General features: G+C 34.2%; 26 protein-coding genes. 14 read left to right on the top strand and 12 right to left on the bottom strand.

Annotation, left to right across the window (positions count from 1 at the left end; translation table 11 throughout):
- Positions 1-265: 265 nt before the first annotated feature.
- The 4 genes from rpe to IEW94_RS11155 form a co-directional block, all read right to left on the bottom strand.
- A complete protein-coding gene (rpe, locus tag IEW94_RS11170) occupies positions 266-928 on the bottom strand; it encodes a ribulose-phosphate 3-epimerase (protein WP_188652985.1) in 663 nt (220 codons plus the stop codon).
- Positions 929-981: 53 nt separating this feature from the next.
- Positions 982-1386 (bottom strand): BLUF domain-containing protein, encoded by a 405-nt coding sequence (locus tag IEW94_RS11165; RefSeq protein WP_188652983.1) that lies wholly within the window; start codon positions 1384-1386, stop codon positions 982-984.
- A gap of 322 nt (positions 1387-1708) precedes the next feature.
- Entirely contained in the window at positions 1709-2572 is an 864-nt protein-coding gene (locus tag IEW94_RS11160) for a sigma-70 family RNA polymerase sigma factor (RefSeq protein WP_027137161.1), read from the bottom strand.
- Between the two features lie 81 nt (positions 2573-2653).
- Entirely contained in the window at positions 2654-3028 is a 375-nt protein-coding gene (locus tag IEW94_RS11155; RefSeq protein ID WP_188652981.1) for a hypothetical protein, read from the bottom strand.
- Positions 3029-3264: 236 nt separating this feature from the next.
- On the opposite strand from IEW94_RS11155, the gene IEW94_RS11150 reads away from it, so the two are divergent.
- Positions 3265-5529: a CBM35 domain-containing protein gene (locus tag IEW94_RS11150; protein WP_188652978.1), complete on the top strand. Its 2265-nt coding sequence runs from the start codon at positions 3265-3267 to the stop codon at positions 5527-5529.
- Between the two features lie 84 nt (positions 5530-5613).
- On the opposite strand, the gene IEW94_RS11145 is transcribed toward IEW94_RS11150, so the two are convergent.
- The 5 genes from IEW94_RS11145 to tamL all read right to left on the bottom strand — a co-directional run bounded on the left by IEW94_RS11145 (position 5614) and on the right by tamL (position 13193).
- The gene (locus IEW94_RS11145; RefSeq protein ID WP_188652976.1) at positions 5614-7878 is read right to left on the bottom strand and encodes a polyribonucleotide nucleotidyltransferase; all 2265 of its coding nucleotides are present in this window, start codon (positions 7876-7878) and stop codon (positions 5614-5616) included.
- Between the two features lie 157 nt (positions 7879-8035).
- On the bottom strand, positions 8036-8305 hold the full coding sequence (rpsO, locus tag IEW94_RS11140) for a 30S ribosomal protein S15 (RefSeq protein ID WP_188652974.1): 270 nt from the start codon (positions 8303-8305) through the stop codon (positions 8036-8038).
- A gap of 127 nt (positions 8306-8432) precedes the next feature.
- Complete coding sequence (accD, locus tag IEW94_RS11135) at positions 8433-9290, bottom strand: acetyl-CoA carboxylase, carboxyltransferase subunit beta (protein WP_188652972.1); 858 nt, start codon at positions 9288-9290, stop codon at positions 8433-8435.
- A 177-nt stretch (positions 9291-9467) separates the two neighbouring features.
- Entirely contained in the window at positions 9468-10535 is a 1068-nt protein-coding gene (gene fbaA, locus IEW94_RS11130) for a class II fructose-bisphosphate aldolase (RefSeq protein WP_188652970.1), read from the bottom strand.
- A 132-nt stretch (positions 10536-10667) separates the two neighbouring features.
- Positions 10668-13193 carry a translocation and assembly module lipoprotein TamL gene (gene tamL, locus IEW94_RS11125; RefSeq protein WP_308423694.1) on the bottom strand — a complete coding sequence of 842 codons (2526 nt, stop codon included), beginning with the start codon at positions 13191-13193 and terminating at the stop codon, positions 10668-10670.
- Between the two features lie 284 nt (positions 13194-13477).
- On the opposite strand from tamL, the gene IEW94_RS11120 reads away from it, so the two are divergent.
- Complete coding sequence (locus IEW94_RS11120) at positions 13478-14197, top strand: TrmH family RNA methyltransferase (RefSeq protein ID WP_188652968.1); 720 nt, start codon at positions 13478-13480, stop codon at positions 14195-14197.
- 2 nt (positions 14198-14199) lie between these two features.
- On the opposite strand, the gene porT is transcribed toward IEW94_RS11120, so the two are convergent.
- On the bottom strand, positions 14200-14928 hold the full coding sequence (gene porT, locus IEW94_RS11115; protein WP_188652966.1) for a type IX secretion/gliding motility protein PorT/SprT: 729 nt from the start codon (positions 14926-14928) through the stop codon (positions 14200-14202).
- A gap of 1 nt (position 14929) precedes the next feature.
- Positions 14930-15658, bottom strand: a complete 729-nt coding sequence (gene ubiE, locus IEW94_RS11110) for a bifunctional demethylmenaquinone methyltransferase/2-methoxy-6-polyprenyl-1,4-benzoquinol methylase UbiE (RefSeq protein WP_188652964.1) — start codon at positions 15656-15658, stop codon at positions 14930-14932.
- A gap of 196 nt (positions 15659-15854) precedes the next feature.
- Between ubiE and IEW94_RS11105 the strand changes: the two genes are divergently transcribed.
- The 12 genes from IEW94_RS11105 to IEW94_RS11050 all read left to right on the top strand — a co-directional run bounded on the left by IEW94_RS11105 (position 15855) and on the right by IEW94_RS11050 (position 22575).
- On the top strand, positions 15855-16061 hold the full coding sequence (locus IEW94_RS11105) for an LPXTG cell wall anchor domain-containing protein (RefSeq protein ID WP_188652962.1): 207 nt from the start codon (positions 15855-15857) through the stop codon (positions 16059-16061).
- Positions 16062-16296: 235 nt separating this feature from the next.
- The gene (locus tag IEW94_RS11100; protein WP_188652960.1) at positions 16297-16863 is read left to right on the top strand and encodes a helix-turn-helix domain-containing protein; all 567 of its coding nucleotides are present in this window, start codon (positions 16297-16299) and stop codon (positions 16861-16863) included.
- A gap of 15 nt (positions 16864-16878) precedes the next feature.
- Positions 16879-17325: a response regulator gene (locus IEW94_RS11095; RefSeq protein WP_188652959.1), complete on the top strand. Its 447-nt coding sequence runs from the start codon at positions 16879-16881 to the stop codon at positions 17323-17325.
- Entirely contained in the window at positions 17325-19109 is a 1785-nt protein-coding gene (locus IEW94_RS11090; protein ID WP_188652957.1) for a CHASE3 domain-containing protein, read from the top strand. The genes IEW94_RS11095 and IEW94_RS11090 overlap by 1 nt, the downstream gene beginning before the upstream one ends.
- Positions 19110-19294: 185 nt before the next feature.
- On the top strand, positions 19295-19657 hold the full coding sequence (locus IEW94_RS11085) for a hypothetical protein (RefSeq protein WP_188652955.1): 363 nt from the start codon (positions 19295-19297) through the stop codon (positions 19655-19657).
- 28 nt (positions 19658-19685) lie between these two features.
- Positions 19686-19838: a lmo0937 family membrane protein gene (locus tag IEW94_RS11080; RefSeq protein ID WP_188652953.1), complete on the top strand. Its 153-nt coding sequence runs from the start codon at positions 19686-19688 to the stop codon at positions 19836-19838.
- Between the two features lie 78 nt (positions 19839-19916).
- Positions 19917-20171 (top strand): YtxH domain-containing protein, encoded by a 255-nt coding sequence (locus IEW94_RS11075; protein WP_188652951.1) that lies wholly within the window; start codon positions 19917-19919, stop codon positions 20169-20171.
- Positions 20172-20250: 79 nt separating this feature from the next.
- Entirely contained in the window at positions 20251-20913 is a 663-nt protein-coding gene (locus IEW94_RS11070; protein ID WP_188652949.1) for a DUF6565 domain-containing protein, read from the top strand.
- Between the two features lie 29 nt (positions 20914-20942).
- A complete protein-coding gene (locus tag IEW94_RS11065) occupies positions 20943-21446 on the top strand; it encodes a hypothetical protein (protein WP_188652947.1) in 504 nt (167 codons plus the stop codon).
- 28 nt (positions 21447-21474) lie between these two features.
- Positions 21475-21654, top strand: a complete 180-nt coding sequence (locus IEW94_RS11060) for a hypothetical protein (protein WP_188652945.1) — start codon at positions 21475-21477, stop codon at positions 21652-21654.
- A gap of 380 nt (positions 21655-22034) precedes the next feature.
- Positions 22035-22301 carry a hypothetical protein gene (locus tag IEW94_RS11055; RefSeq protein ID WP_188652943.1) on the top strand — a complete coding sequence of 89 codons (267 nt, stop codon included), beginning with the start codon at positions 22035-22037 and terminating at the stop codon, positions 22299-22301.
- A 4-nt stretch (positions 22302-22305) separates the two neighbouring features.
- Complete coding sequence (locus IEW94_RS11050) at positions 22306-22575, top strand: hypothetical protein (protein ID WP_188652941.1); 270 nt, start codon at positions 22306-22308, stop codon at positions 22573-22575.
- 50 nt (positions 22576-22625) lie between these two features.
- On the opposite strand, the gene IEW94_RS11045 is transcribed toward IEW94_RS11050, so the two are convergent.
- Positions 22626-23810 carry a pyridoxal phosphate-dependent aminotransferase gene (locus IEW94_RS11045; protein ID WP_188652939.1) on the bottom strand — a complete coding sequence of 395 codons (1185 nt, stop codon included), beginning with the start codon at positions 23808-23810 and terminating at the stop codon, positions 22626-22628.
- Positions 23811-23813 lie beyond the last annotated feature (3 nt).

Below are 23813 nucleotides of genomic sequence, written 5' to 3'. Positions count from 1 at the left end.
AAAAACGAACGTGTTTTTTAATCCCATTATTAAATATTAATCTTTTGATTTTAGCTAATTTGAGTAAGCAAATCAAGTTATGCAAGGTAAGAAAAACACCTTAAAATTAATGCTTTAAAATGCATTATGGTATATTATTTAGCTATTCCGTAATAAGTGTTTTCAATAAAAAAATCCTTACCATATATTGCAATGCAAACGAAAAAATAATTCATTTATTGGATAAGCAAAAAGATATGAAGCTTTTTTATGTATTTAGCTGTCTTTAAGAATTAGCCACGGTTTTTAAAAGCTTGATGGTCTCTTTTGGTGCGGCACTTTTAAAAACAAAGCTTCCGGCAACCAACACATCGGCACCAGCCACTGCTAATTGTTTGGCGTTTTCGGTGGAGACACCACCATCAATCTCTATTAGGGTTGAAGCGCCTTTTCTAGTGATTAAATCTCTAAGTTGTGTAATTTTATTATATGTGTTTTCTATAAAACTTTGTCCGCCAAAACCAGGATTAACACTCATAATAAGTACCAAATCAATATCATTAATAGTGTCTTCCAAAAGACTAACATTGGTATGTGGATTTAGTGCAACACCGGCTTTCATACCAGCTGCTTTTATAGCTTGGAGTGTTCTGTGTAAATGATTGCAAGCTTCATAATGTACGGTTAAAATATTGCTGCCTAAATCTGCAAATGTTTTGATATATCTATCGGGGTCAACAATCATTAAATGAACGTCAACCAATTTTTTGGTATGTTTTGTTATGGCTTTAAGCACGGGCATTCCGTAAGAAATATTTGGAACAAAAACACCGTCCATGATGTCAATATGAAACCAATCGGCCTCACTTTGGTTTACCATTTCTATGTCACGTTGAAGGTTTGCGAAATCAGCTGCCAGTAAGGAAGGTGCTATTAATTTTGAAGCCATTTATTTAATCAATTGGTTTTGCCAAAATTAAAGGTTTTAATTTAGTTTTATTATCATCTGGTAATAAAATTTTTAACCATTGCCACAATTTCATTGGCAATTAAGTTTTCGGCATCTCTTAACCAATTTAAATAGTCTTCAAGGTTTTTAAGGGCATTTCGAGTATTAATTACCGTGAAACCAAATTTGTAACCTTCAAAATAACGTTCGTCAATGGTAGTCTCAAGAAGTTTAAAAATATTTTGGTGTCTATCATCAAGACTGATTCTCCTAAAAAGGGCATCAACATGTTTTTGATCTCCTTCAAGTACTTGCAGAAAATTGCTGCTTTTGTGTATTAGTACGCCTGTTATTTGGTTTTTACTGTTGTTTATTTTTGCAACGCGTAATAATTCTTTCAGTTCGTTTGTTGAATTGTTGATATTGGAATCGCTAATGTAGCATATCGTTTTCAGCATAAAGTTATTTGGTTTTGTATCACCCCTCAAAAATAAATTTAATTAATTTTTTAATGCGAAATCAATATGTGTTTGAATATTTATAAAAAAAACCAAAGGAGTATATTTAATAAAAACAAACCCTCGGTAATCAGCCGAGGGTTCTTTCATCAATCAAAAAACGAACAGTTATGTTGAACTGTTTGTTACTGTTATTTAGTCGTAATTTTCAATGATTACTAACTAATTATAATTTAATTATGTATTATCAATTTTGTGCAATTTACTATAAAATTTAAGATAATAAAAATATCCAATATATAGCCAATTCGCCAAATTAATTTTAACCCAAATAGGTTTTTAAAATTTTACTTCTAGAAGTATGTTTTAGTCTTCTAATAGCTTTTTCCTTGATTTGACGAACACGTTCGCGAGTCAAATCAAATGTTTCTCCTATTTCCTCCAAGGTCATTGGATGTTGGTTACCTAACCCAAAGTACAAACGAATAACATCTGCTTCACGAGGTGTTAATGTTTCCAAAGCGCGTTCAATCTCCGTGCGCAATGATTCGTGTAATAATTCTTTGTCCGGATTGGGCGATTCACCACTGTTAAGTACATCGTAAAGATTGGAGTCTTCTCCTTCTACCAAAGGCGCGTCCATACTTACGTGACGGCCAGAGTTTTTCATGGATTCCTTAACATCGTTAATGGTCATGTCCAACTCTTTTGCAATTTCTTCGGCACTTGGTGGGCGCTCATGTGATTGCTCTAAAAAGGCGAATGTTTTATTGATTTTGTTGATAGAACCAATCTTGTTCAAAGGCAAACGAACAATACGAGATTGCTCAGCCAATGCTTGTAAAATGGATTGACGAATCCACCAAACCGCATAAGAAATAAATTTAAAACCACGGGTTTCATCAAAACGTTGTGCCGCCTTGATTAAACCTAGATTACCTTCATTAATTAAATCGGGCAATGTTAATCCTTGGTTTTGATATTGCTTAGCTACCGAAACAACAAAACGTAAATTAGCCTTGGTCAACTTTTCTAAAGCAACTTGGTCTCCTGCTTTGATGCGTTGTGCTAATTCTACTTCTTCGTCTGCGGTAATTAAGTCAACTTTTCCAATTTCTTGAAGATATTTGTCTAACGAAGCGGTCTCTCTGTTGGTTACCTGCTTCGTAATTTTAAGTTGTCTCATTTAAAGTTCTCCTGTAATTTTTAAGTGAATTTTCTTTACTAAGTGGTTATACGTAAGAAAGACTGTTTTTGTTACAAGAAATTAAATTTTTATTAATTTTTTATCATTTAGGTTGATGTCACTAAGCATTTCATTGGTAAATTTATAATGCCCCTTAGTGGTAATCAATCTGAACTTGCTTGACTTTAAAGCGCTTAAGGTGTTTAAAAACAACCACTTTGACTTGAGTAATCTGGGCTTATCAGATTTTAAGCTCAGTTCAAAATAATGTTTTCTACCTTCCTTTTCTGCAACAATATCCGGAGTGATGGTAATATCACTTCCTTTTTTGTTGAATGATTTTGGTGTTTCATAGCCGTCTGTATCGGCTTTAATGTTTTCATAACCCCGTTGCTCAAGATAGGATACGGATTCGTTTAAAATGTCTGAATATTTTTTTTTGTCTGTGTAAATCATAACTATCAATATAACAAAAAATAGGACAAAAGCAAATTTAAGTGGGTGTTTAACGTTTTCTTATGGTTTCACTACAACATATAAAAAGCAGATTGCACATAGAACATCTTATTGCTAACTGAATGATAGTATATTTAGATTTTGAAAAATTGCTTTGATAGACCCTTTAATTGACCGAAACGTATCCCAGTATGTTTTTTACTTGTCATAATTTGTAATCATTAAAAAAATCAAATATGATTAAGAAAATTACATGTATGTTATTTGTGTTTTGTTTAGTGCATGCTTACGCTCAAAACACCTATTATTTCAGTAGCTCTTCAGGGAATGATTCAAATGCGGGCAGTCAAGCAAGTCCATTTCAAACCATTTCAAAATTGAACAGTTTGGTGCTCAGTGCAGGCGATAAGATATTATTTAAAAGAGGTGATACGTTTACAGGACAAATTGTTGTTTCCTATTCTGGTTCTAACGGATCTCCAATTATTTATGATAGTTACGGCACAGGCAATTTGCCAATTTTAACCGCTAGCGATGGCAATAATGGTTTAACGGACCCACTAAGTACTATAAAAATTACAGGCAAAGAGTATTTGGAGTTTCATAATCTGCAAATAGAAAATGAACGGTTTGATTCAGAAGCTGGTTCTCCCGATGATCAAGCGTATGGTATTTTTATACAGAGTTTTAAATCGCTTCCGGGTTCTGGTAATTTTGAGGATGCGGTTCTTTTCAACCATTTTAGATTCTCCAATTTGGTCTTTCAAAATATTTATTCATTGGATAGTTCAGGAACTGCGTTTAATAATATTTATTCGTCTGGAATTTATTTTTTCAATGCCTTTGTGAATGATGTGATTATAGAGGATTGTTATTTTACCAATATTGAACGATGTGGCGTGTGGTTGCGAAAGTATGTTTCTGACGCCATTATAAGAAATAATACATTTATTGACCTTGGTGGTTCTGGTACTATTATTTCTAATTCAAAACGGGTGCTTTATGAAAAAAACCTGATGCGATTTACGGGTTCAAGTTCAGATCCCAGAATGACTGCCAGAGGCAGTGGCATGTGGGTTTTTGGTTCAGATGATGTGGTTGCGCAATACAACACATCCCAACATGCCAGAGGTGGTGGAGACTCATCAGGGATGCACGTAGATTATGGAAATTCCAATATTTTGTATCAATATAATTATTCTGAGGATTCTGCAGGTGGCTTTTGTGAGACATTGGGAGCCAATGACAATATAATCTGGCGTTATAATATCAGCGTAAATGATGGCAATCCAGCTGGTCAGAATAAGTTGCTATGGGTAAGTGATTATGCCTATAACCCTCAAAAAAGTACCAATGTGTATATTTATAACAATTCCATTTATCAAGGCACCGATTATAAAAATGTTATTGGTGATAGTGAAATAAGTTTAAAGGCAGCTTCACTAAACTTTATAAATAACATTATTTATTTAGAGCCATCTGCTAAACTTGGGCAAGCTGGCTATCTGTTTGATGTTGATACGCCTAATTTTGCTAAAAATGTTATGTATGGCGGAACCATTAACACAAATTTTTTAAATAAAGATGCCACCAGAAAAGAGTTGGACCCTAGACTTTTTGATCCGGGCCGAAGACATTTTTCAGGATATAAACTAAAAACATTTAGTCCAGCATTAGGAACGGCTTTAAGTTTTACAGAACCTAATTTCCCGTTAGCAGGAGTTGGCATCTTTCAAGGTGTTACGTCAAAAGTCACCCAAGATATTTTTGGAAATCCAGTTGATTTATCCACGGCTACCAATATTGGAGCTGATAACGGAACGGGAGAACCCAATGTTCCAACAGTCAATTCATACGAAGCAGAATCTGCAACTATTGTTGGTGGTTCAGAAATTACTTGTGTTAATGCATCAGGAGGAAAAGCGGTAAATATTTTAGGAGCTGGAAAAACGCTGACATTCAACAATGTTAATGTGGCAACCTCAGGACTGTATTTGTTAAATGTTTTTTATGCAAACCCTACGTTATCAAGTTTACAAATTACAGTAAATGGTGGTGCAACTGAAAGTGTTCTTTTGCCATTTTCTGATGGATATTGTTATCAATCGGGGAACCCAACATTTTTTCCTGTTATCATTTCTTTAAATGCTGGCAGTAATAGCATTATGTTAGAAAATGGTGCAATTGATAAAATAGAAGTTGAGTCGGTTAATGATGCTGCTTTAAGCACCAATTCAGAAGTGTTTCTAAACAGTTCAGATGCCCATTTAGAGAAAACCATCCTATATTCAGATGAAACTCTGAAGTTAATCATGAACAAAGAAACGCAATTTAAAACAGCCCAAGTTTCAATTTATGAGATTACCGGAGCCTTGATTGTTAGAAAGGATTTTAACGACAGAAATATTAATTTACCGGTTTATGATTTTGGGTCAGGGATTAAAATTGTTGTCGCAAAAATTGACAACCATTTATTTGTTGACAAAATTATTGTCAGGTAAACAAAACAAATCTTTTTTAAAATATAAAACCCTGAGAACTTAAATTCCCAGGGTTTTATTATGGTTAAATTTGAAAGATTTTAATTAATCCTCTTTCTTGTCTTCTCTAGGTCTTCTATCGTCACGACGGTTATCGCGTCCGCGATTGTCACGACCTCTGTTATCTCTTCCGCGGTTATCGCGTCCACCTCTATCATTGTGATCTCTTGGTGGTCTGGCAACATAACCTTCAGGTTTTGGTAAAATGGCTTTTCTGGACACTTTTTCCTTGCGGGTTTTTGGATCCACACCAAAATACTTCACTTCAAAAACGTCACCCATGTTTACAACATCAGACACGTTTTCGGTGCGTTCCCAAGCCAGTTCACTTACATGTAACAATACCTCATTTCCTGGAGCTTGTGTATATTCAACAACAGCACCAAAATCAAGCATTTTTATCACTTTCACTTCATAAACTTCTCCAACAACTGGTTTGAACATCAATGAATCTATCTTGGCTAAAACAGCATCAATACCTGCTTGGTCAGTTCCTAAAATTTCCACAATACCTTCTTCGGTAATAGGATCTTCGTTGATGACAATAGTGGTTTTGGTAGCTTTTTGCAATTCTTGAATGACTTTACCACCAGGACCAATCAATGCACCAATATACTCGTTAGGAATAACACGGGTTATCATTTTAGGAGCATGTGGTTTTACGTCAGCATTTGGTTTTGCAATGGTATCGGTTAATTTCTTTAAGATAAATAAACGTCCTTCGCGAGCTTGTTTTAAGGCTTTTACTAAAATCTCATAAGATAATCCTTTGATTTTAATATCCATTTGACAAGCGGTGATACCATCTTCGGTTCCGGTTACTTTAAAGTCCATGTCACCTAAATGATCTTCATCACCAAGGATGTCACTTAAAACGGCATAACGATCGCCATCAGAAATCAATCCCATAGCAATACCAGAAACCGGTTTTTTGATTTGTACACCGGCATCCATCAAGGCCATGGTTCCAGCGCAAACTGTTGCCATAGATGATGAACCGTTACTTTCCAAAACTTCTGAAACAACTCTAACGGTGTAAGGAAAATCGGCAGGCACCATATTCTTTAAAGCACGCTGAGCTAAATTTCCATGACCGACCTCTCTACGAGATGTTCCTCTTAATGGTCTGGCTTCACCAGTTGAAAAAGGAGGGAAGTTGTAATGTAAATAAAACGTTTCTTCGCCTTGGTATGTTGGTAAATCAATAACATTGGCCTCACGAGAGGTTCCTAACGTTACTGTTGCCAACGCTTGGGTTTCTCCTCGTGTAAAGATGGCAGAACCATGAGTAGATGGTAAATAATCCACTTCGCACCAAATTGGTCTGATGTCAGTGGTTTTACGTCCGTCCAATCGTAAGCCTTCGTTTAAGGTTAAATCCCTAACCGCACTTTTTTGTGCTTTGCTGAAATATTTTGAAATTAAACTACCAAGTTCTTCTTGTTCTTCTTCAGAGAATAGTGCTTTTACGTCTTCTTTAACTTCGCTAAATGCTAGACCGCGCTCGTGTTTTGAAGAGGCTTGCTTGGCAATATCATAACATTTTTGGTATGCAGCATCATGTATTTTTTGAGCTAATGCTTCATCTTCTGCTTCTGGCTCATATTCACGGGTTTCCTTTTTACCAAATGCTTCAGCTAATTTTACTTGCGCTTCACATTGTACTTTAATGGCTTCATGAGCGAATTTAATGGCATCGGCCATTTCTTCTTCACTGCACTCATGCATTTCCCCTTCAACCATCATCACAGAGTCAGCAGATGCACCAACCATCATGTCAATGTCAGCTTGCAAAAGCGCTTCTCTACTAGGGTTGATAACAAATTCTCCATTGATACGTGCAACACGTACTTCTGAAATAGGCGTTTCAAATGGAACGTCACTCAATTGAATAGCTGCTGAAGCGGCTAAACCTGCTAAGGCATCAGGCATTACATTTTCGTCATGAGACATTAACTGAATCATCACTTGAGTTTCTGCATGATAATCTTTTGGGAATAATGGGCGCAACACACGGTCTACTAAACGCATGGTCAATACTTCATCATCACTAGGTCTGGCTTCTCTTTTAAAGAAACCGCCTGGGTAACGTCCGGCAGCTGCAAATTTTTCTCTGTAATCTACAGTAAGTGGTAAAAAGTCTATACCTGGACTTGCTTCATAATTTGATACAACGGTACATAACAACATGGCGTTGCCCATTTGTACTACAACCGAACCATGAGCTTGTTTGGCTAACTTTCCGGTTTCAATGGAGATTTCTCTTCCATCATTGAGAGTAATTACCTCTCTAAAAACTTTTGGAATCATAATTTTTTAATTCTAATTAAACAATGGTCGTTGTGTTGTAGTAGTAGTAGTAGTGTGTGACCAATGAAAAACTATAATAAGCTTCTTATTTCGTGTAGTTTATACTCTTGCACAGAGTTGTATTTCAAACAAAAAAGAGGCATAAAGCCTCTTTTTATTATTTTCTTAATCCTAATTCTTTCACTATGGCACGATATCTTAAGATATCTTTTTTGGTTAGATAGTCAAGTAAGGCTCTTCGTTTACCTACTAATTTTACCAATGAACGCTCTGTATTAAAATCTTTACGATTGTTTTTTAAGTGCTCCGTTAAGTGATTGATTCTGTGCGTAAATAACGCAATTTGAGCTTCAGCAGTACCAGTATCGTTCTTTCCTTTACCGTGTTTTGCGAAGATTTCTTCTTTAATTTCTTTTGTTAAATACATGCTAATATTATTGTAAATGATTTTTATGTATTCGAAAGGTTTTCTTTCGAGCGGCAAATATAGTAATAATTAATGATTTACAGTTGTTTTGATAAAAATAAATATAAATTGAAAAATAACTACATTTTTATGCTCTTAAAGGCTGATTAGTTATTAAATCGATATATTGATTGACTCTCTTTTTAAGTTCTTTTCTTAAAACAATAAAGTCTAAAAAGCCATGCTCCAACAAAAACTCAGATGTTTGGAATCCTTCTGGCAAATCTTGACCAGTTGTGTCTTTTACCACACGTGGTCCTGCAAAACCAATCAAAGCGCCTGGTTCAGCAATATTAATATCGCCTAACATGGCAAATGATGCCGTTGTTCCTCCAGTTGTTGGATCAGTGCATAATGATATGTATGGGATACCGGCATCGGCTAATTGCGCCAGTTTTACTGAGGTTTTTGCCAATTGCATAAGTGACAGGGCCGCTTCCATCATTCGGGCTCCTCCAGATTTTGAAATAATCATGAAAGGGATTTTCTTTTTTAGGGCATAATCTGCTGCACGTACAATTTTTTCACCTACAACACTACCCATGGAACCGCCTATAAAAGCAAAATCCATACAGGCAACAACCAAATCTTTTCCTTTAGATTTGCCAACGGCACATCTAACAGCATCCTTTAACTTTGTTTTTTCTTGTGCCGCTTTTAAACGCTCAGGATATTTTTTGGTATCCTCAAATTTTAGAGGGTCTTTTGATTCCAAATTGGCATCCAACTCCTTAAATTTATTGTCATCAAAAAGGATTTCAAAATATTCCTTACTGCCAATACGAACATGATAACCGTCTTCTGGACTTACGTAAAAGTTTTTCTCAAGTTCTTCAGCATCAACAATTTTTCCAGTTGGGGATTTGTACCATAATCCTCTGGGAGTGTCTTTTTTATCCTGTGTGGTAGTAGTAATTCCTTTTGTTTTTCTTTTAAACCAAGACATAGTATTCTAGATTTTAGATTATCGACTGTAGCTATTATCAATCGATTTGCGTTAAGGATTGTAACGATATCCTTTATAAATGGAGCTAGTTGTTAGCTCCATTTATAAAGATAAAGTGTAAAGCCTGACCACAAAATTAAACCTTTTTTTAATTTTGTGGTAACGCCAAGGAAATTATTATAGGGTATTGATATTATTAAGGTCTTCAAAGGCCTTTTTTAAGCGCTCTACAAAAGTAACCTCACCAGCACGCAACCATACGCGAGGATCATAATATTTTTTGTTGGGTGAGTCGTCTCCTTCTGGGTTGCCTATTTGGGATTGTAAATAAGCTTCGTTTTTCTTCATGTAGTCACGAATACCGCTCATAAAGGCATATTGCATATCGGTATCAATATTCATTTTTACCACACCATAACTGATGCCTTCACGGATTTCTTCTACAGTAGAACCAGATCCGCCGTGGAATACGAAATCAATATGATTATGGCCAACACCGTATTTTTTTGAAATATAGTCTTGGGAGTTTTTTAAGATCTTGGGTGTTAATTTAACATTACCTGGTTTGTAAACACCATGAACATTTCCAAAAGCGGCAGCAATAGTGAATTGGTCACTTACTTTGCTTAATTCTTCATAAGCATAAGCCACTTCTTCTGGTTGCGTGTATAGTTTTGAATCATCAACATCGCTGTTGTCTACACCATCCTCTTCACCACCGGTAATACCTAATTCTATTTCTAGGGTCATGCCCATTTTGCTCATACGCTCTAGGTATGTTTTGCAAAGTGCAATGTTTTCTTCAATGGGTTCTTCAGACAGGTCAATCATATGTGAACTGTACAGTGGCTTTCCGGTTTCAGCAAAATGCTTTTCGCTGGCATCAAGCAATCCGTCAATCCATGGCAATAATTTTTTTGCACAATGGTCTGTATGTAAAATTACGGGAACACCATACGCTTCAGATAGTGTATGCACATGTTTAGCACCTGCAATAGCACCTGCAACGGCTGCTTTTTGGTTATCATTATTTAACCCTTTTCCAGCGTTGAACTGTGCGCCTCCATTAGAGAATTGAATGATTACAGGCGCATTTAAAGCGGCTGCTGTTTCCAATACGCCATTAATGGTATCAGAACCAATAACGTTTACTGCTGGTAAAGCAAATCCTTTTTCTTTGGCTAGTTTAAAAATAGCTTGAACTTCTCTGCCTGTTGCAACTCCAGGTTTTATGTTGTGTCCCATTTTATTTGATTTAGTTTATATTTTTTAACACTCCAAAAGTAATGAAATTTTAATTATATAGCTGTGTTTTTGGAGTTTGAAACATGGAAAATAGTACTAAAACGTTATAGTGTTAATTGAATAAACGGCTATTTAGAAAGGATAGTTTATACCGATATTGTAAACGGCGTTTCCAAAATTATAATCAGTAAACCAACGGTTTTGATTTTGGTAAAACGGATTATATGTTTTAAAACCGATATCAAAGCGGAACACAAAAAAACTAAAGTCATAACGCAGACCAAAACCAGAGCCAACAGCGATGTCTTTAAGCGAGTTAAAACCAGAGAATACTGCATTTTTGTCTTTTACTTCATCAAGCACATTCCAAATATTACCGGCATCAACAAAAATGGCACCGTTTAAGTCTTCAAACAGATTGAAACGCTGTTCAACACTAAAAGCCAATTTAAAGTTGGCTTCGTTAAATTCATTGGATGTCTTTGAACTTCCTGGGCCCAAGCTATAAGCTGTCCAAGCGCGATTGTCATTAGCACCACCAGCAAAGAAACTTTTTGAAAACGGAATACTGGTTGAGTTGCCATACGGAATGGCAATACCTGCATAACTTCTTACGGCCAACACATTTTTTTTGCCTAAATCCCAATGTTTGATAAAATCAATTTCAGTTTTGGCATATTGCGAAAAGGCCACGTTAAATAATTGGTAGCGATTACTTTCATCTTTTGTCAATCCCAAAAGTTTGGATGTATTGGCAAGTAGGTTTCCCGCCAACTCTAATTTAACCCTGAATATGGAAAAGTCTTCATCATATAGATTTTGTCTGGTATCTTCAACCAAACCAAAACTAGAGGAGAAAATTAAATTGTTTTCAGTTAAGCGGCGTTTGCGCTCATCAATACCAGAGACAGTTTTATAGTTTGCATCATTGGGGTTTAGTGAGGTATTGTTGTTTAGAACATCGCTAATAAAGGCATCCGTCTGTTCAGGATATTTTAAATCCTCTCCATTATTGTAATTTAATGAAAGCGCTATGTCATTGAGAGTTTTAAAAGAGTTTTGGTACACGCCAAAATAGTTTCCCACGTTTAGGTTCCTTACATATTGAACATTGAATAAATCCAATCTGTTAGTAATATTTCTTGAAGGACTCCATTTGTAATTAAACGTTCCGCTAAAGGTTTGCTTGTCCAAACCAATGTTAGTTTGACTGGTTGTTGACAAGTTTATGTGCGTACTGGGAGACATGTACTTTGGTACAATCTTATCGGTGTTAAATGGTGAAAACAACCTTGGAATGGTTAATTTAAAATTAACACCAATTTCATTGATGTCAAAAAATTGATTATTGGATTTATTGGAGGCGTCTTTTGAAGCGCCAATTGAACCAAACCCCGAAATTTCCAGTGTTTCAGCACCCCTAAAAATATTCCTGATCAGTAAACTTGGGTTGATGGACAAACCAATAGTTTGAATGTTGCTTTGTGATACTTCAGTACTGAAGCCTAAACTGAATTTTTTGAGAGGTGTTAAAAAAATATTGGTCGTGAGGGTTGAGTCAGGGTTTTCTATATAGTTTATATCTGGGTATTTAAAAGTTCGCAGCTCACTTAAATATCTATAAGAACGGGTTCTGTCAATATCCCTAAAAATCTTTTTTGGAGTTATAAAAATGGCATCGGTCAAAGCTTTTGGTCTAAATCTCATTTTTCCTATGCTATAAATGGTGTAGCCATCATAATTTATGGAATCCGTTCTGGTAACATCTCTTTTTTCAAAAGTGCCATTGGTATAAATGTTGACATCCTTGATGTTGTAAATCTTGAAGGGTTCTCTTCTAATGGAGTCTTGAGTCCTGATGGCCCTGTCTTGAATTTGAACATCAACATTTACTTTTTTATTGGTGTTTACCGTGTCAATTTCAAACGCGACATAATCTTGATTGAAATGATAGATGCCTTTATTGCGCAAGTCACTTGTAATGCGCTCGCGTTCTAATTGAAAATTAACGGTTTTGTATTGTTCGTTTCGTTTTATAAATGAATTTTTTTGACCCAATCTGTACAGCGAATCAACCACGGTTGGTCTGTACTGTTTTGAAATGGAATCTATAATAAAAGGGACACCTGTTTTTACATGATAATCAATGGTTGCTCTCTGGTTGTCTTTTTTGTCTATAGAATAATTGGATTCTACATCAAACCAGCCATTATTGATGTAATAATCATTGAGACGCTTTATGGATTTTTTGGTTCGTTCTTCATCAACAATAACGGGAGCTTCCCCAGTTTTTTTTAGCCAGTTATTAAAGCTTATGCGAGAGTCTATATATTTATCCAATTGCTTTTTTGATAGAAATGATTCTAGATGCTCTCTTTTGTGGGGGTTTTTATCAAGATTGGCATTGACTATGGAATCAATATTGGGACGTGCCAAATTGTAGATGTTTAGCCGTAGCGGAAAATTTAATATTCTACTGTTAGGCTTTTGGTATAATAGATTGTTTATAGTCTCGCTCTTGTCTTTTTTGTCGTTAACATAAACCGTGTTTTTGGTTAACAGGTATTTGTCTTCTGGAACACGCTTTACGGCATCACAGGAAGACATTAAAGCTGTTGCCAGCGTGAAAATTAATATGTTGTTAAGCGTCAGTTTCAAGTAAGGTAAAGATTGTTGTTTTTGGTCTATTTTTATTTAAAGTTAAAATATGAATTAAATTGTGTTTGCCCTGTAATTCTTTGTTCAAAAATACATTATTTCAAGTGTTTATTTTAATTTTTTTTAAAGGATACAAATAACCTGATATGTTTATAAATTTCATATTGATTAATATTTGTTTAAGGATATTTTCCGTATTTTTTAAATAAATAACGCAGAACGAAACAAAACAATATTTTTTCATTTTCTTTATAACGTAAAAAATATTATGCAACACCGCTTAGATGCTATCTAAAAATCAAATCAAATTAATTACCAGTTTAAAGCAAAAAAAATACAGATTGCAACACGGTCTTTTTGTGGTTGAAGGTACTAAAACCATTCATGAGTTTTTGCAATCTGACTTTAAGCTTGACACGCTGTATGCCATAGAACCGTTCAATATTGATGCCAAAAAAGAAGCATTAATTTCTGAAGCCGAATTAAAGCGCATCAGTTTTTTAAAGACTCCTAACAAAGCCTTGGCAATTTTTAAAGTGCCAAGGCCAAAACCTATTGACCACTCTAAATTAATTGTAGCGCTAGATGATGTGAGAGATCCGGGAAATTTAGGAACCATTATCAGGTTATGCGATTGGTTTGGTGTGAACGATTTGGTTTGTAGCCAAGAAACAGTTGATTGTTTCAATCCAAAAGTGATTCAGGCTACCATGGGCTCTATTACACGGGTTAATGTAACCTATTTAGATTTGGAGGATTTTTTGAAACAAGTAAAACAGCCTATTTATGGCACTTTTATGGACGGAACCAATATCTTCAATAAGGAGTTATCAGAAACAGGAGTTGTTGTTTTAGGAAATGAAGCCAATGGCATTTCTAAAAATATTGAAAGTATTGTAACTGAAAAACTTTCAATTCCCAGATTTGGTGATTTACAGACAACAGAAAGCTTGAACGTGGCTACTGCTGCTGCCATTGTATTGAGTGAGTTTAAGCGGCGTTAAGTTTACTGAAAGGTAAAATTAATAAACACCGCTCTTGTTTTCATGCTATTGATATTGCTTGTCCAAGGACTGTTGGGATTTTTATCCCTGACAAGCTCATCATTCATTCCAAAAACCCCACGGATAGTCGGCGTGAATTTAAAGTTATATAAATAGAAATCAATACCAAAACCAAGTTCATAGAACAATGGATGGCTTTTGGTTCTAAATTGGCCGTTGCTATTGTCATCAGGATTATGTTCATTGCTGGATAGGTTTATGGCCGTAGAAAAACCACCAACAACAAAGGGTTTGAAATTATTGATTCTTTTAGTGGAGAATTTAACCAATAACGGAAAGTGCACATAGGTCGATTTTACTTCGCGGATTAAATCATTGTCATTATACGAGCCACCAACAAAATAATCGGGGCTGTAATGTAATTCGCGTGATGTTATATGTAATCCGGGTTCAAAACGTAAATCAATATAGTCATTGATGCGTAAATTCCCAATTAAACCCACATTAAAACCAACACTGCGTTTTACTAAAATGTCCTTTTTGTCTTGATTGTAATCAAAATTAAAATCGTAATTACCAAAACCAAGAAAGTAGCCCCAGCGCAATAAGTTGTGGTCTGTTGAACCCCGGCCTTGATTGGCATCATACGTTACTTTTTCTTTGGTAAAAAGTTGCGCTTGGCTAGTTTGGAACACTATTAAAAAGGATAGTAAAAAAAACGCCTGCCTCATATTATTTTTTAGTTGATGTGTAGATTGTGGCAACTCCAAATGTTTGCGGAAAATCTTTAACACTAATAAACCCGATTTCACGTAAAATATTGTTTAGGGTTTCACCATAAGGAAAAACAGAGGCCGATTCACTTAAATACCTGTAAGCACTTCTGTCTTTTGAAAATAGCTTTCCAATGAGCGGCAATAGATATTTTGTGTACACTTTATAGCCTTGTTTGTAAGGTGTTTTAGTTGGGACTGAGGTTTCTAAAATAACAAAAATTCCATTGGGTTTTAAAACCCTTAAAATTTCTGAAAGCCCTTTTTCCAATGTCTCAAAATTGCGTACCCCAAAAGCAACGGTAATGGCATCAAAGGTGTTATCTTCAAAAGGCATGTCTTCAGAATCGCCCAAGACCATATCAACCGTATTTTGAAGATTTTTTTTAAGAACTTTTTGTTTTCCAACCTCTAGCATGCCAGGGCTAATGTCAAAGCCAACAATCTTTTTGGCATTTGTTTTTGCCAAGGCAATGGCCAAGTCACCTGTGCCGGTGGCAATATCCAAAATGGTTTCAGGATTTGTTTTTTCAACAAGGTTGACTACCTTTTTTCGCCATTTCACATCTATTCCAAAGGAGATGACTCGGTTCAGTCCGTCATAGTCTCCTGAAATGGTATCGAACATTTTGGTAACCTGTTCTTTTTTGCCTAAATCGCTGTTTTTATAAGGTGTTATCTTTGACAAATTTCTATTTTTTTGACAAACCTACATATTTTTTTTAAACACTGTATATTGTCTTTTCTTTTATTTGACCTCTCACTGTGTTTAATGTTTGTGTTTTATTAGAATCCTATAACAATCATTGGGAATTGTATAATAATTACCCTAAAATGATTTTCTTTCTTTGTATATTAATGGCTAACTATTAAATTTAGAAAACATGAACAAGACAATTAAATCAATTTTGCTAATTGTAGGTGTGGCTTTATTAGGCTATGGTATTTACACCTTAGTTGTACCAGAAACCATATTAAGTATTGGTTCGTTGGATGTTAAAGCAAAAGATAGCAACAATAACTCTTACATTACTATTGGATTGGGTTTGCTGGCGCTACTTATTGGTTTATTGGGTAGTAGAAAATCTTAAAATTCAGATTTTAGTTAAATACTTTCCTTTCATATTTTTTTAAATAATTTGGATACTGCCTTAGATAATTTCAAGGCTTATAACAAACTTTGGTTGGTTAGTTAAAAGTTTATGTTTAGTTATTCATCTTTAGGCAGTTTTTTAATTTTAAAATATATCAACTCAAGAACCATTTATACAAAACCCTTCACTACCTTTACTTGTTAGCTTATTTACAAAAGCAGCCCCATTGTACATGAAACTATTCCTGAAATTTGATTTTAATACTGTCAGTAAAAAAATATTGGAGTCTAAGTTTAATGGGCTGAACCTGGAATATAAAATTATAGGCTTTGGTGAGGTTGAGCTTTTAAAAAAAATAAAACCAGAGGAATACCTTGCACTAAATGATTCTTTAAACGACTATGGTATTGAGATAGTGGAAAGCCAAAAAGGCATTTTGGTCCAAAAAATTAAAGACACCATTATAGACATGGTTTTTAATGAAGACATCATTGTGAACGTAAAAAGTTCAGTGTATTTATCTGAAAAACTGGGTCACAGTTACGGGTATCTTTCCAATTTGTTTTCAGAAATCACGTATTCGTCAATAGAAAACTTTATGATTATCCAAAAAATAGAATACTCAAAACAACTACTTTTAAATTCAGAATTAAATTTAACCGAAATTGCCTTTAAACTTAATTATTCCAGTGTTGCACATTTAAGCACACAGTTTAAAAATACAACGGGTATCACGCCTTCTGCTTTTCAACGGATTATCCTTAAAAGAAGAGACATTGCCCAACAAAAAGCCAACTAGTTATATAAATAGTTTATGCAAACCGACTACATCCATATAATCCTTGCTGATGATGATGAAGACGACATCCTTTTTTTTACGGATGCCTTTGATGAATTAAAAATCAATACAAAAGTCAACACATTTAAAGATGGAGAAGAGCTTATGGATTATTTGAATGATGATCAGTCACGCATGCCCAATGTGCTTTTTCTGGATTTAAATATGCCAAAAAAGACAGGAATAGAATGTTTAAAAGAAATTAAAGCCAGCCATAAAATGTCTGAAATAGCCATTGCCATTTATTCTACCTCTGCTTCCGAAGAAGATATAGAAAAAACCTTTGTGCTGGGGGCTAATATCTACATAAAAAAACCAGGAGACTTTAAAAAACTTAAAAAACTGCTTTCAGAAGTTGTGTCCATAAATTGGCAATACCATACCAACGGTTTAAATAAAGATAACTTTTTATTGAGCCTCTAATGAAAAGGAACAATTTGTTTAAATCAACATCCTTTTTAAGAGTTGTTCTTTTATTGAGTTTGTTTGTTATTCTTTTAATAGGGGGTTTTACATACAGGCATATTTCTAACTTAACCAATTCTGAGGAAATAGTTGTTAAAACCTATAATGTCAATCTTGAATTAGAACACATCGTTTCCTATTTACGGGATGCGGAAAGTGCCCACAGAAATTATATTGTAACAAAAGACAGATTTTATGTCAATACCTATTTAAATGCTAAGGAAAAAGTTAATAGGGCGTTTCTAAAACTAGAAGATCTTGTAGGATTAAATTCTAATCAACAGAAAAATTTAACGGTTTTAAATAAATTAACAGATAGTCTTTATAATAACTTCTCTAAAACAAATGCCTTTGTTACAGATAATACAACCAATACAGAAACATTTAAAACACTGTTTTTTGAAGAGAAAATAATAATGGATAGCATTAGGAGACAATCTAATGCTATGTTTGATTTAGAAAACAAACTGCTTAACGAGAAGCAAAATGAGTATCAAAGTGATTTGCGGTTTACACCATTATTTTTTTATTTGGTTTTGCTGGCTACGCTTGTTTTAATAATTATGGCATACAATAAGATCAGTAATGATTTAAAAAAAATAAAAGCGAAAAACGACCAGTTATTAATCTTTGAAGAATCCACAAACCAGTCCGAAATTATTGGAAAACACGGTAATTGGGTTTGGCATATAGACTCTAATAAATTTATCTATTCTGATAATCTGTATCGACTTTTGGGAGAAGAGCCTCAATCTTTTGAGGCCAACTTTGATAATTTTTTAAAATTTGTTCATCCCGAAGATGTTGATAAATTGGCTGAAGATTTAGATAACATGATAGATGCCGAAGAGTTGCCATTTGTAAACTATAGAATTGTTCAAAAAAACGGCTCAATTAAACATTTGAAGGCCTATGCAAAATCATTTTACAGTGCAGATGGGCAAAAACGACTGTTAGGTAACACCAGTGACATAACAGATGAGATTGAAAGTTTTTTAGAGCTTGAAGAGCGAAATTTAGAACTAGAGCGCAATAACAAAGAACTTTCGGCTTTTAATTATGCAGCCAGCCATGATTTGCAGGAACCGTTGCGGAAAATACAGACCTTTATCTCTAGGCTTGAGGAAAAGGAGTCTGATAAATTTTCTGATCCTGGTCACCAATATTTAGACCGGATTAAGTCAGCCTCTGCAAGAATGCGTTTATTGATAGATGATCTGCTTCAGTTTTCAAGAACCAATAAGCCTGACAAGGAATTTGTGAGCGCAGATTTAAATGAGCTTTTTGAAAATGCCAAACAGGATATCGTTGAAATTATTTTAGAAAAAAAAGCACAAATCACAAGTGATACATTGCCAAGGGCTAAGGTGATTGTATTTCAAATGCAGCAATTGTTTTTAAATTTATTGAGCAATTCCTTAAAATACTGTAAAAAAGAAACGGTTCCAATTATTGAAATCAACTATTCAAAAGTGAAAGCAAATGATGATCCTCTATTGTCAAAAGCGCCCAAAAGCTTTTACCATAAAATTACTTTTTCTGATAACGGCATTGGTTTTGATCAAAAATACGCTGGAAAAATATTTGACTTATTCAATAGATTGCACAATAAACAGGAATATTCAGGAACAGGCATAGGACTATCCATCTGTAAAAAAATCATTGATAACCATCAAGGATTTATTTTTGCCAAAGGTGAAATTAATATTGGCTCTGTTTTTACTGTATATCTTCCAGAATAAGGGGTTATCAATTCAAAATGTTTATCATAGGCCCTAAAGCGAAAACTTCGGGGTTTATCACTTAAATGTCCCACCTTTTTTTAATTGCTAATATTTAAATATTACCTCACATAGCAATTCTATAACAACCTATTAAAATACTGTAATGCTAACTGTGATGTACTGTTGCATCTTTGTAATGAAAATTGTTTACAAGAAATGAAAACAAAAATTCAGAAACAGAAATGAGGGCAACTTGCAAGTACAAATATAGCATAGAAACTAAAACAGGTGTTTTTACAGGAACTTGCCTGAGTATAGACGAGTTAAACAAAGAAATAGCCTTGTTAACAAACAATGCTAGGATTCTAAAAAAGAACATTATTCCAATTGCTTTAAAATATGAGGATGAAGAAGATAAAATTTATACATGGAATGTGACAACCAACAGTGTTAGTGCGTCAGGGATATCAGCTAGTTTAAAAGGAGCTCAAAGGGCATTAAATTCATTTAGAACCAAGCAGGTAATAAAATCAAATATTATTGAATCATTTGAAGCAATAAAATAATTATTCACTATTTAAAAAACATACAATCATGAGAAGTTTACTTTATTTAGTCGCAATCATTTTAATAATCGGATGGGCTTTAGGATTCTTTGTTTACAGTGCAGGAAGCTTAATCCACATATTATTGGTCATAGCGATCATAGCAATATTGTTAAGGCTTATTGGCGGGAAAGGAATATAAACGCTATGTAGCTCAATTAAACTAATGGAACCATTAAACTTATTTGATGGGATAGTAACAAAAACAAAAACAGAGATTATGAAATTAAACATATTAGGAGTTGTAGCTGGAATGGCTACAGGAGCCTTATTGGGAGTGCTTTTTGCGCCTGATAAAGGATCAAAAACAAGAAAAAAGATTAAAAACAAAACAAGCAAACTAAAGAAAAATTTAAAGGATGACTTTGATAATTTTTTAGATACTGCATCAAAAAAATACAGTTCAATTGTAGATAAAGGAGAAGATATACTTGAAACGGAAAAAATAAAAGAAGCCGTTAACTCAAAAAACTAAGAACAACTTAGTGGAACATACTACAACAAGTGTATGAAAGCTAATAATTAAAACAACAATAATTTAAAACGTAAGAAAAATGAAAACATTAAAATTAACATTAGCAATTGTTGCTATTGGGGCAATGGTGTCGTCTTGTAAAGATGATCAAAAGGATATTGCACAAAAAAAAGTGGAAAGGTATAGTGCGTATGTGGATTCTGTGAGTAACGTTTCGGCCAAAGATATCGCTATGAATTGGGGAGTTGTAGAACGTGATTATCAAAAAAATAAAGCTGATGCAGATAATGCTATAGTTTATGTCAAAGACAATTCTGAAATGCAAGTTTCCATTGATGCATCAACAAATGAATATGAGACTTTTAAAGCAGAAGTTAAAGCAGAAACAGAAGCTATAAATATGGCAAATTCAAAACTTATGATGCAACAATCATTATTGGGAACTGGGTTTAATGGTGCAGACATGAAATTTACCTGGATCAATAAAGACAACATTTTAAGTGTATATCAAAATTTTGTGGATACCGTTGAAAAAAACAAAGATTCCTATTCAAGGGAAGATTGGGATGAAATCAAATTATTATATGAAGCTGTTGATACCAGAAAAAACACAGTGGAAAACGAAGGTTTAACAAGTGCTGACAACAGAAAAATTGCAGGTTTGAAATTAAAATTTGCCCCTATGTACACATTCAATAGAATGGGTGCAAAATCTGACGAAAACGCAAAAGCTAAAGAATAAAACAAACTTAATAATTAAAAAACAGATAGATGAGAAAACTATTAATAATGGGTATAATGTCATTGATTGCTAGTGTGTCAATGAACGCTCAGGAAATTTCGAAGAATGCATTAGGATTACGATTAGGGGACAGTGGTGGGTTCGGAACTGAAATCACTTACCAAAGAGCTTTGGGAAACAGCACCAGACTTGAACTGGATTTAGGTTGGAGAAACAGAAAAGACTTCAATCATAACGGTTATGATGATAATGCCATCAAGTTAGCTGCTTTGTACCAATGGGTAATGAACATCGACGCTGGTTTCAACTGGTATGTTGGTGTAGGTGGCGGATTAGGTACTTATGGCTATGATTATAACAATGATCATTACAACGATACATTTGCATTTGCCGCAGGCGATATAGGTATAGAATATAATTTTGATATTCCTTTATTAATCTCTTTAGATTTTAGACCTGAATTTGGTGGGAATGGTTATTACAAAAACAATTATGGTTCTGATATTGCATTGAGTTTAAGATATCAGTTCTAAACCAAATTAACTTAAAGAATCCAAAATGATGAAAAAATTAGTATATGCATTTTCCCTATTAATGCTAGTAGCAACTATTTTAACTAGTTGTAGAGAGAAAAAAACGGCAGGAGAAAAGATTCAAGATGGTGTTGAGGAAGTAGGAGATGGTATTGGTGATGCAGTAAATAACACTGTTGACAAAGTTGATGATGCTGTTAAAGAATAATTTATTCTGAAAGTTTAATATAAAAAAAGACTGTCTTTTAAGACGGTCTTTTTTGTTATATAAAATAATATCAAAAATATCTCTTAACAGTTTTAGAGATTTTTAAAATAAAACCACTAATTAAATTAGTGGTTTTTTTATTGTGGTTAGTGAAATCGGAACTGTTTTCATATTTAATTTGTAACAATTTTATAAGATTTACTACTTATAAATAAAGCAGCTTTTTACGATTGTTAACTGATAATCTTGAGCTAATCTCAAATTAGTCTTTTGTATTTTTTATTGAACAATGATAAATTTAAGTTTATTAATTGTTCATATGTCTACAGAATTTATGTGTTGAAATCTTCAATACAGTATTAACTTAAAATTTAGAAATCATGGGAGGAGAAGGGTCAATGATGGCTGCTAATAATTCATTAAAAAATAATAGAAATCTTGTAGCTAAAAGAAAAGAAAAAAAGGCATTATCAGGTAGTTATGCTAATTTGAAATTGGCAAAATTCCCAAAAGCAACTCCAGAACAATTGGAGAGGATAAAAAAGAAAATTCAAAGCGATAACAGGCAACTTAGGAGAAAGCAAATTGTAATCTTTGGAATAATTATAGTAATTATAGTTTCGTTTATTTTTTATTTTAAAAGTTAGATAAATGCCTTTTGGAGAATCATTTCAAAGTACTATAAAGAGTAACAAATCTATTATGTTAGATAATAAATCAAGGAGATTTGTTAAGACTCAAGGGGGCTTTGATTCAAGTAAAAAGAACCAATTTGATTTTAAAGAAGCAACTCCTGAACAATTAATGTTGATTAAGAAAAGAATTCAAAGGCAAAATATAAAAATTAGAATAACATTAATTATAGCATTTGTAGTCTTATTTATAGTACTGTTTTTCATACTTAATTTATTAACAAACTAAAAAAGCCACTAACAATTAGTGGCTTATTCCTAATATATTAAATCAGAAATTTAACTTAAAGCGTTTTTTATTCGTTTAATAGCTTCAATAATTTGTTCTTGCGATGCTGCATAAGAAATTCGGATGCAATCTGGATTTCCAAAAGCGCCACCATCAACGGTTGCAACCAAGGCCTCTTCCAATAAATACATAGAAAAATCAGAAGCATTGTTGATGGTTTTTCCGCGTAATGTTTTTCCAAAGTAATGGGAAATATTAGGGAACACATAAAAAGCTCCTTCTGGAGTGTTGGTTTTAAAGCCTTCAATGTCACTTAATAAATCAAGTACCAGATCCCGTCTTACTTTAAATTCATCAATCATATATTTTACGGCAGAAGGATCGGCATTTAACGCCGTAATAACGGCACGTTGTGCAATGCAATTGGCACCACTGGTAATCTGTCCTTGCATTTTGTTGCAAGCTCGTGCTATTTTCTCGGGAGCGCCTATATAACCAATGCGCCATCCGGTCATGGCAAAGGCTTTAGAAACCCCATTTACCGTGATGGTCCTGTCATACATATCTTCAAATTCTGCCATGCTAGCGTGGCCGCCGGCATAGTTAATGTGTTCATAAATCTCATCAGACACCACATAAATGTTTGGGTGTTTTTGCAATACATCGGCTAAGCCTCTTAACTCGTCTCTGCTGTAAACAGAACCACTTGGGTTACAAGGCGAGCTGAACCAAATCATTTTGGTATTTGGCGTAATGGCTGCTTCAAGTTGTTCGGGGGTCATTTTAAAATCCGTTGCAATAGTAGTTGGTACTTCAACCGGAACACCATCATTTAACTTTACAATATCAGCATAACTTACCCAGTAAGGACATGGTAAAATAACTTCATCTCCTTTATTGATCATAACTCCAGCCACATTGGCCAATGATTGTTTGGCACCTGTAGAGACTACAATTTGTGGCAATGTGTATGTTAAATTGTTGTCACGTTTAAATTTTGTGATGATGGCTTCTTTTAACTCAACATATCCATCAACGGGTGAGTATGAGTTATAGTTGTCATGAATGGCTTGAATTGCTGCATCCTTAATAAAATCAGGCGTATTAAAATCGGGCTCACCTAAGCTCAACCCAATAATATCTTTCCCTTCAGTTCTTAGTTCTCGCGCCTTTGCAGCCATAGCCAACGTAGCAGACGTGGCCATGTTTAAAATTCTATCGGATAGTAATTGCATTTA

Origin of the sequence: Yeosuana aromativorans (genome assembly GCF_014646655.1) — a bacterium.
GTDB classification, from domain to species: Bacteria; Bacteroidota; Bacteroidia; order Flavobacteriales; family Flavobacteriaceae; genus Yeosuana; species Yeosuana aromativorans.
Note: the sequence above shows the minus strand (reverse complement) of the source record. Positions and strands in the feature narration are given on the sequence as shown.

What these genes read in the sequence shown, in the direction of transcription:
- rpe (WP_188652985.1), bottom strand. Translation starts at nt 928, where the DNA reads ATGGCTTCAAAATTAATAGCACCTTCCTTACTGGCAGCTGATTTCGCA.
- IEW94_RS11165 (WP_188652983.1), bottom strand. Translation starts at nt 1,386, where the DNA reads ATGCTGAAAACGATATGCTACATTAGCGATTCCAATATCAACAATTCA.
- IEW94_RS11160 (WP_027137161.1), bottom strand. Translation starts at nt 2,572, where the DNA reads ATGAGACAACTTAAAATTACGAAGCAGGTAACCAACAGAGAGACCGCT.
- IEW94_RS11155 (WP_188652981.1), bottom strand. Translation starts at nt 3,028, where the DNA reads ATGATTTACACAGACAAAAAAAAATATTCAGACATTTTAAACGAATCC.
- IEW94_RS11150 (WP_188652978.1), top strand. Translation starts at nt 3,265, where the DNA reads ATGATTAAGAAAATTACATGTATGTTATTTGTGTTTTGTTTAGTGCAT.
- IEW94_RS11145 (WP_188652976.1), bottom strand. Translation starts at nt 7,878, where the DNA reads ATGATTCCAAAAGTTTTTAGAGAGGTAATTACTCTCAATGATGGAAGA.
- rpsO (WP_188652974.1), bottom strand. Translation starts at nt 8,305, where the DNA reads ATGTATTTAACAAAAGAAATTAAAGAAGAAATCTTCGCAAAACACGGT.
- accD (WP_188652972.1), bottom strand. Translation starts at nt 9,290, where the DNA reads ATGTCTTGGTTTAAAAGAAAAACAAAAGGAATTACTACTACCACACAG.
- fbaA (WP_188652970.1), bottom strand. Translation starts at nt 10,535, where the DNA reads ATGGGACACAACATAAAACCTGGAGTTGCAACAGGCAGAGAAGTTCAA.
- IEW94_RS11120 (WP_188652968.1), top strand. Translation starts at nt 13,478, where the DNA reads ATGCTATCTAAAAATCAAATCAAATTAATTACCAGTTTAAAGCAAAAA.
- porT (WP_188652966.1), bottom strand. Translation starts at nt 14,928, where the DNA reads ATGAGGCAGGCGTTTTTTTTACTATCCTTTTTAATAGTGTTCCAAACT.
- IEW94_RS11105 (WP_188652962.1), top strand. Translation starts at nt 15,855, where the DNA reads ATGAACAAGACAATTAAATCAATTTTGCTAATTGTAGGTGTGGCTTTA.
- IEW94_RS11100 (WP_188652960.1), top strand. Translation starts at nt 16,297, where the DNA reads ATGAAACTATTCCTGAAATTTGATTTTAATACTGTCAGTAAAAAAATA.
- IEW94_RS11095 (WP_188652959.1), top strand. Translation starts at nt 16,879, where the DNA reads ATGCAAACCGACTACATCCATATAATCCTTGCTGATGATGATGAAGAC.
- IEW94_RS11090 (WP_188652957.1), top strand. Translation starts at nt 17,325, where the DNA reads ATGAAAAGGAACAATTTGTTTAAATCAACATCCTTTTTAAGAGTTGTT.
- IEW94_RS11080 (WP_188652953.1), top strand. Translation starts at nt 19,686, where the DNA reads ATGAGAAGTTTACTTTATTTAGTCGCAATCATTTTAATAATCGGATGG.
- IEW94_RS11075 (WP_188652951.1), top strand. Translation starts at nt 19,917, where the DNA reads ATGAAATTAAACATATTAGGAGTTGTAGCTGGAATGGCTACAGGAGCC.
- IEW94_RS11070 (WP_188652949.1), top strand. Translation starts at nt 20,251, where the DNA reads ATGAAAACATTAAAATTAACATTAGCAATTGTTGCTATTGGGGCAATG.
- IEW94_RS11065 (WP_188652947.1), top strand. Translation starts at nt 20,943, where the DNA reads ATGAGAAAACTATTAATAATGGGTATAATGTCATTGATTGCTAGTGTG.
- IEW94_RS11060 (WP_188652945.1), top strand. Translation starts at nt 21,475, where the DNA reads ATGAAAAAATTAGTATATGCATTTTCCCTATTAATGCTAGTAGCAACT.
- IEW94_RS11055 (WP_188652943.1), top strand. Translation starts at nt 22,035, where the DNA reads ATGGGAGGAGAAGGGTCAATGATGGCTGCTAATAATTCATTAAAAAAT.
- IEW94_RS11050 (WP_188652941.1), top strand. Translation starts at nt 22,306, where the DNA reads ATGCCTTTTGGAGAATCATTTCAAAGTACTATAAAGAGTAACAAATCT.
- IEW94_RS11045 (WP_188652939.1), bottom strand. Translation starts at nt 23,810, where the DNA reads ATGCAATTACTATCCGATAGAATTTTAAACATGGCCACGTCTGCTACG.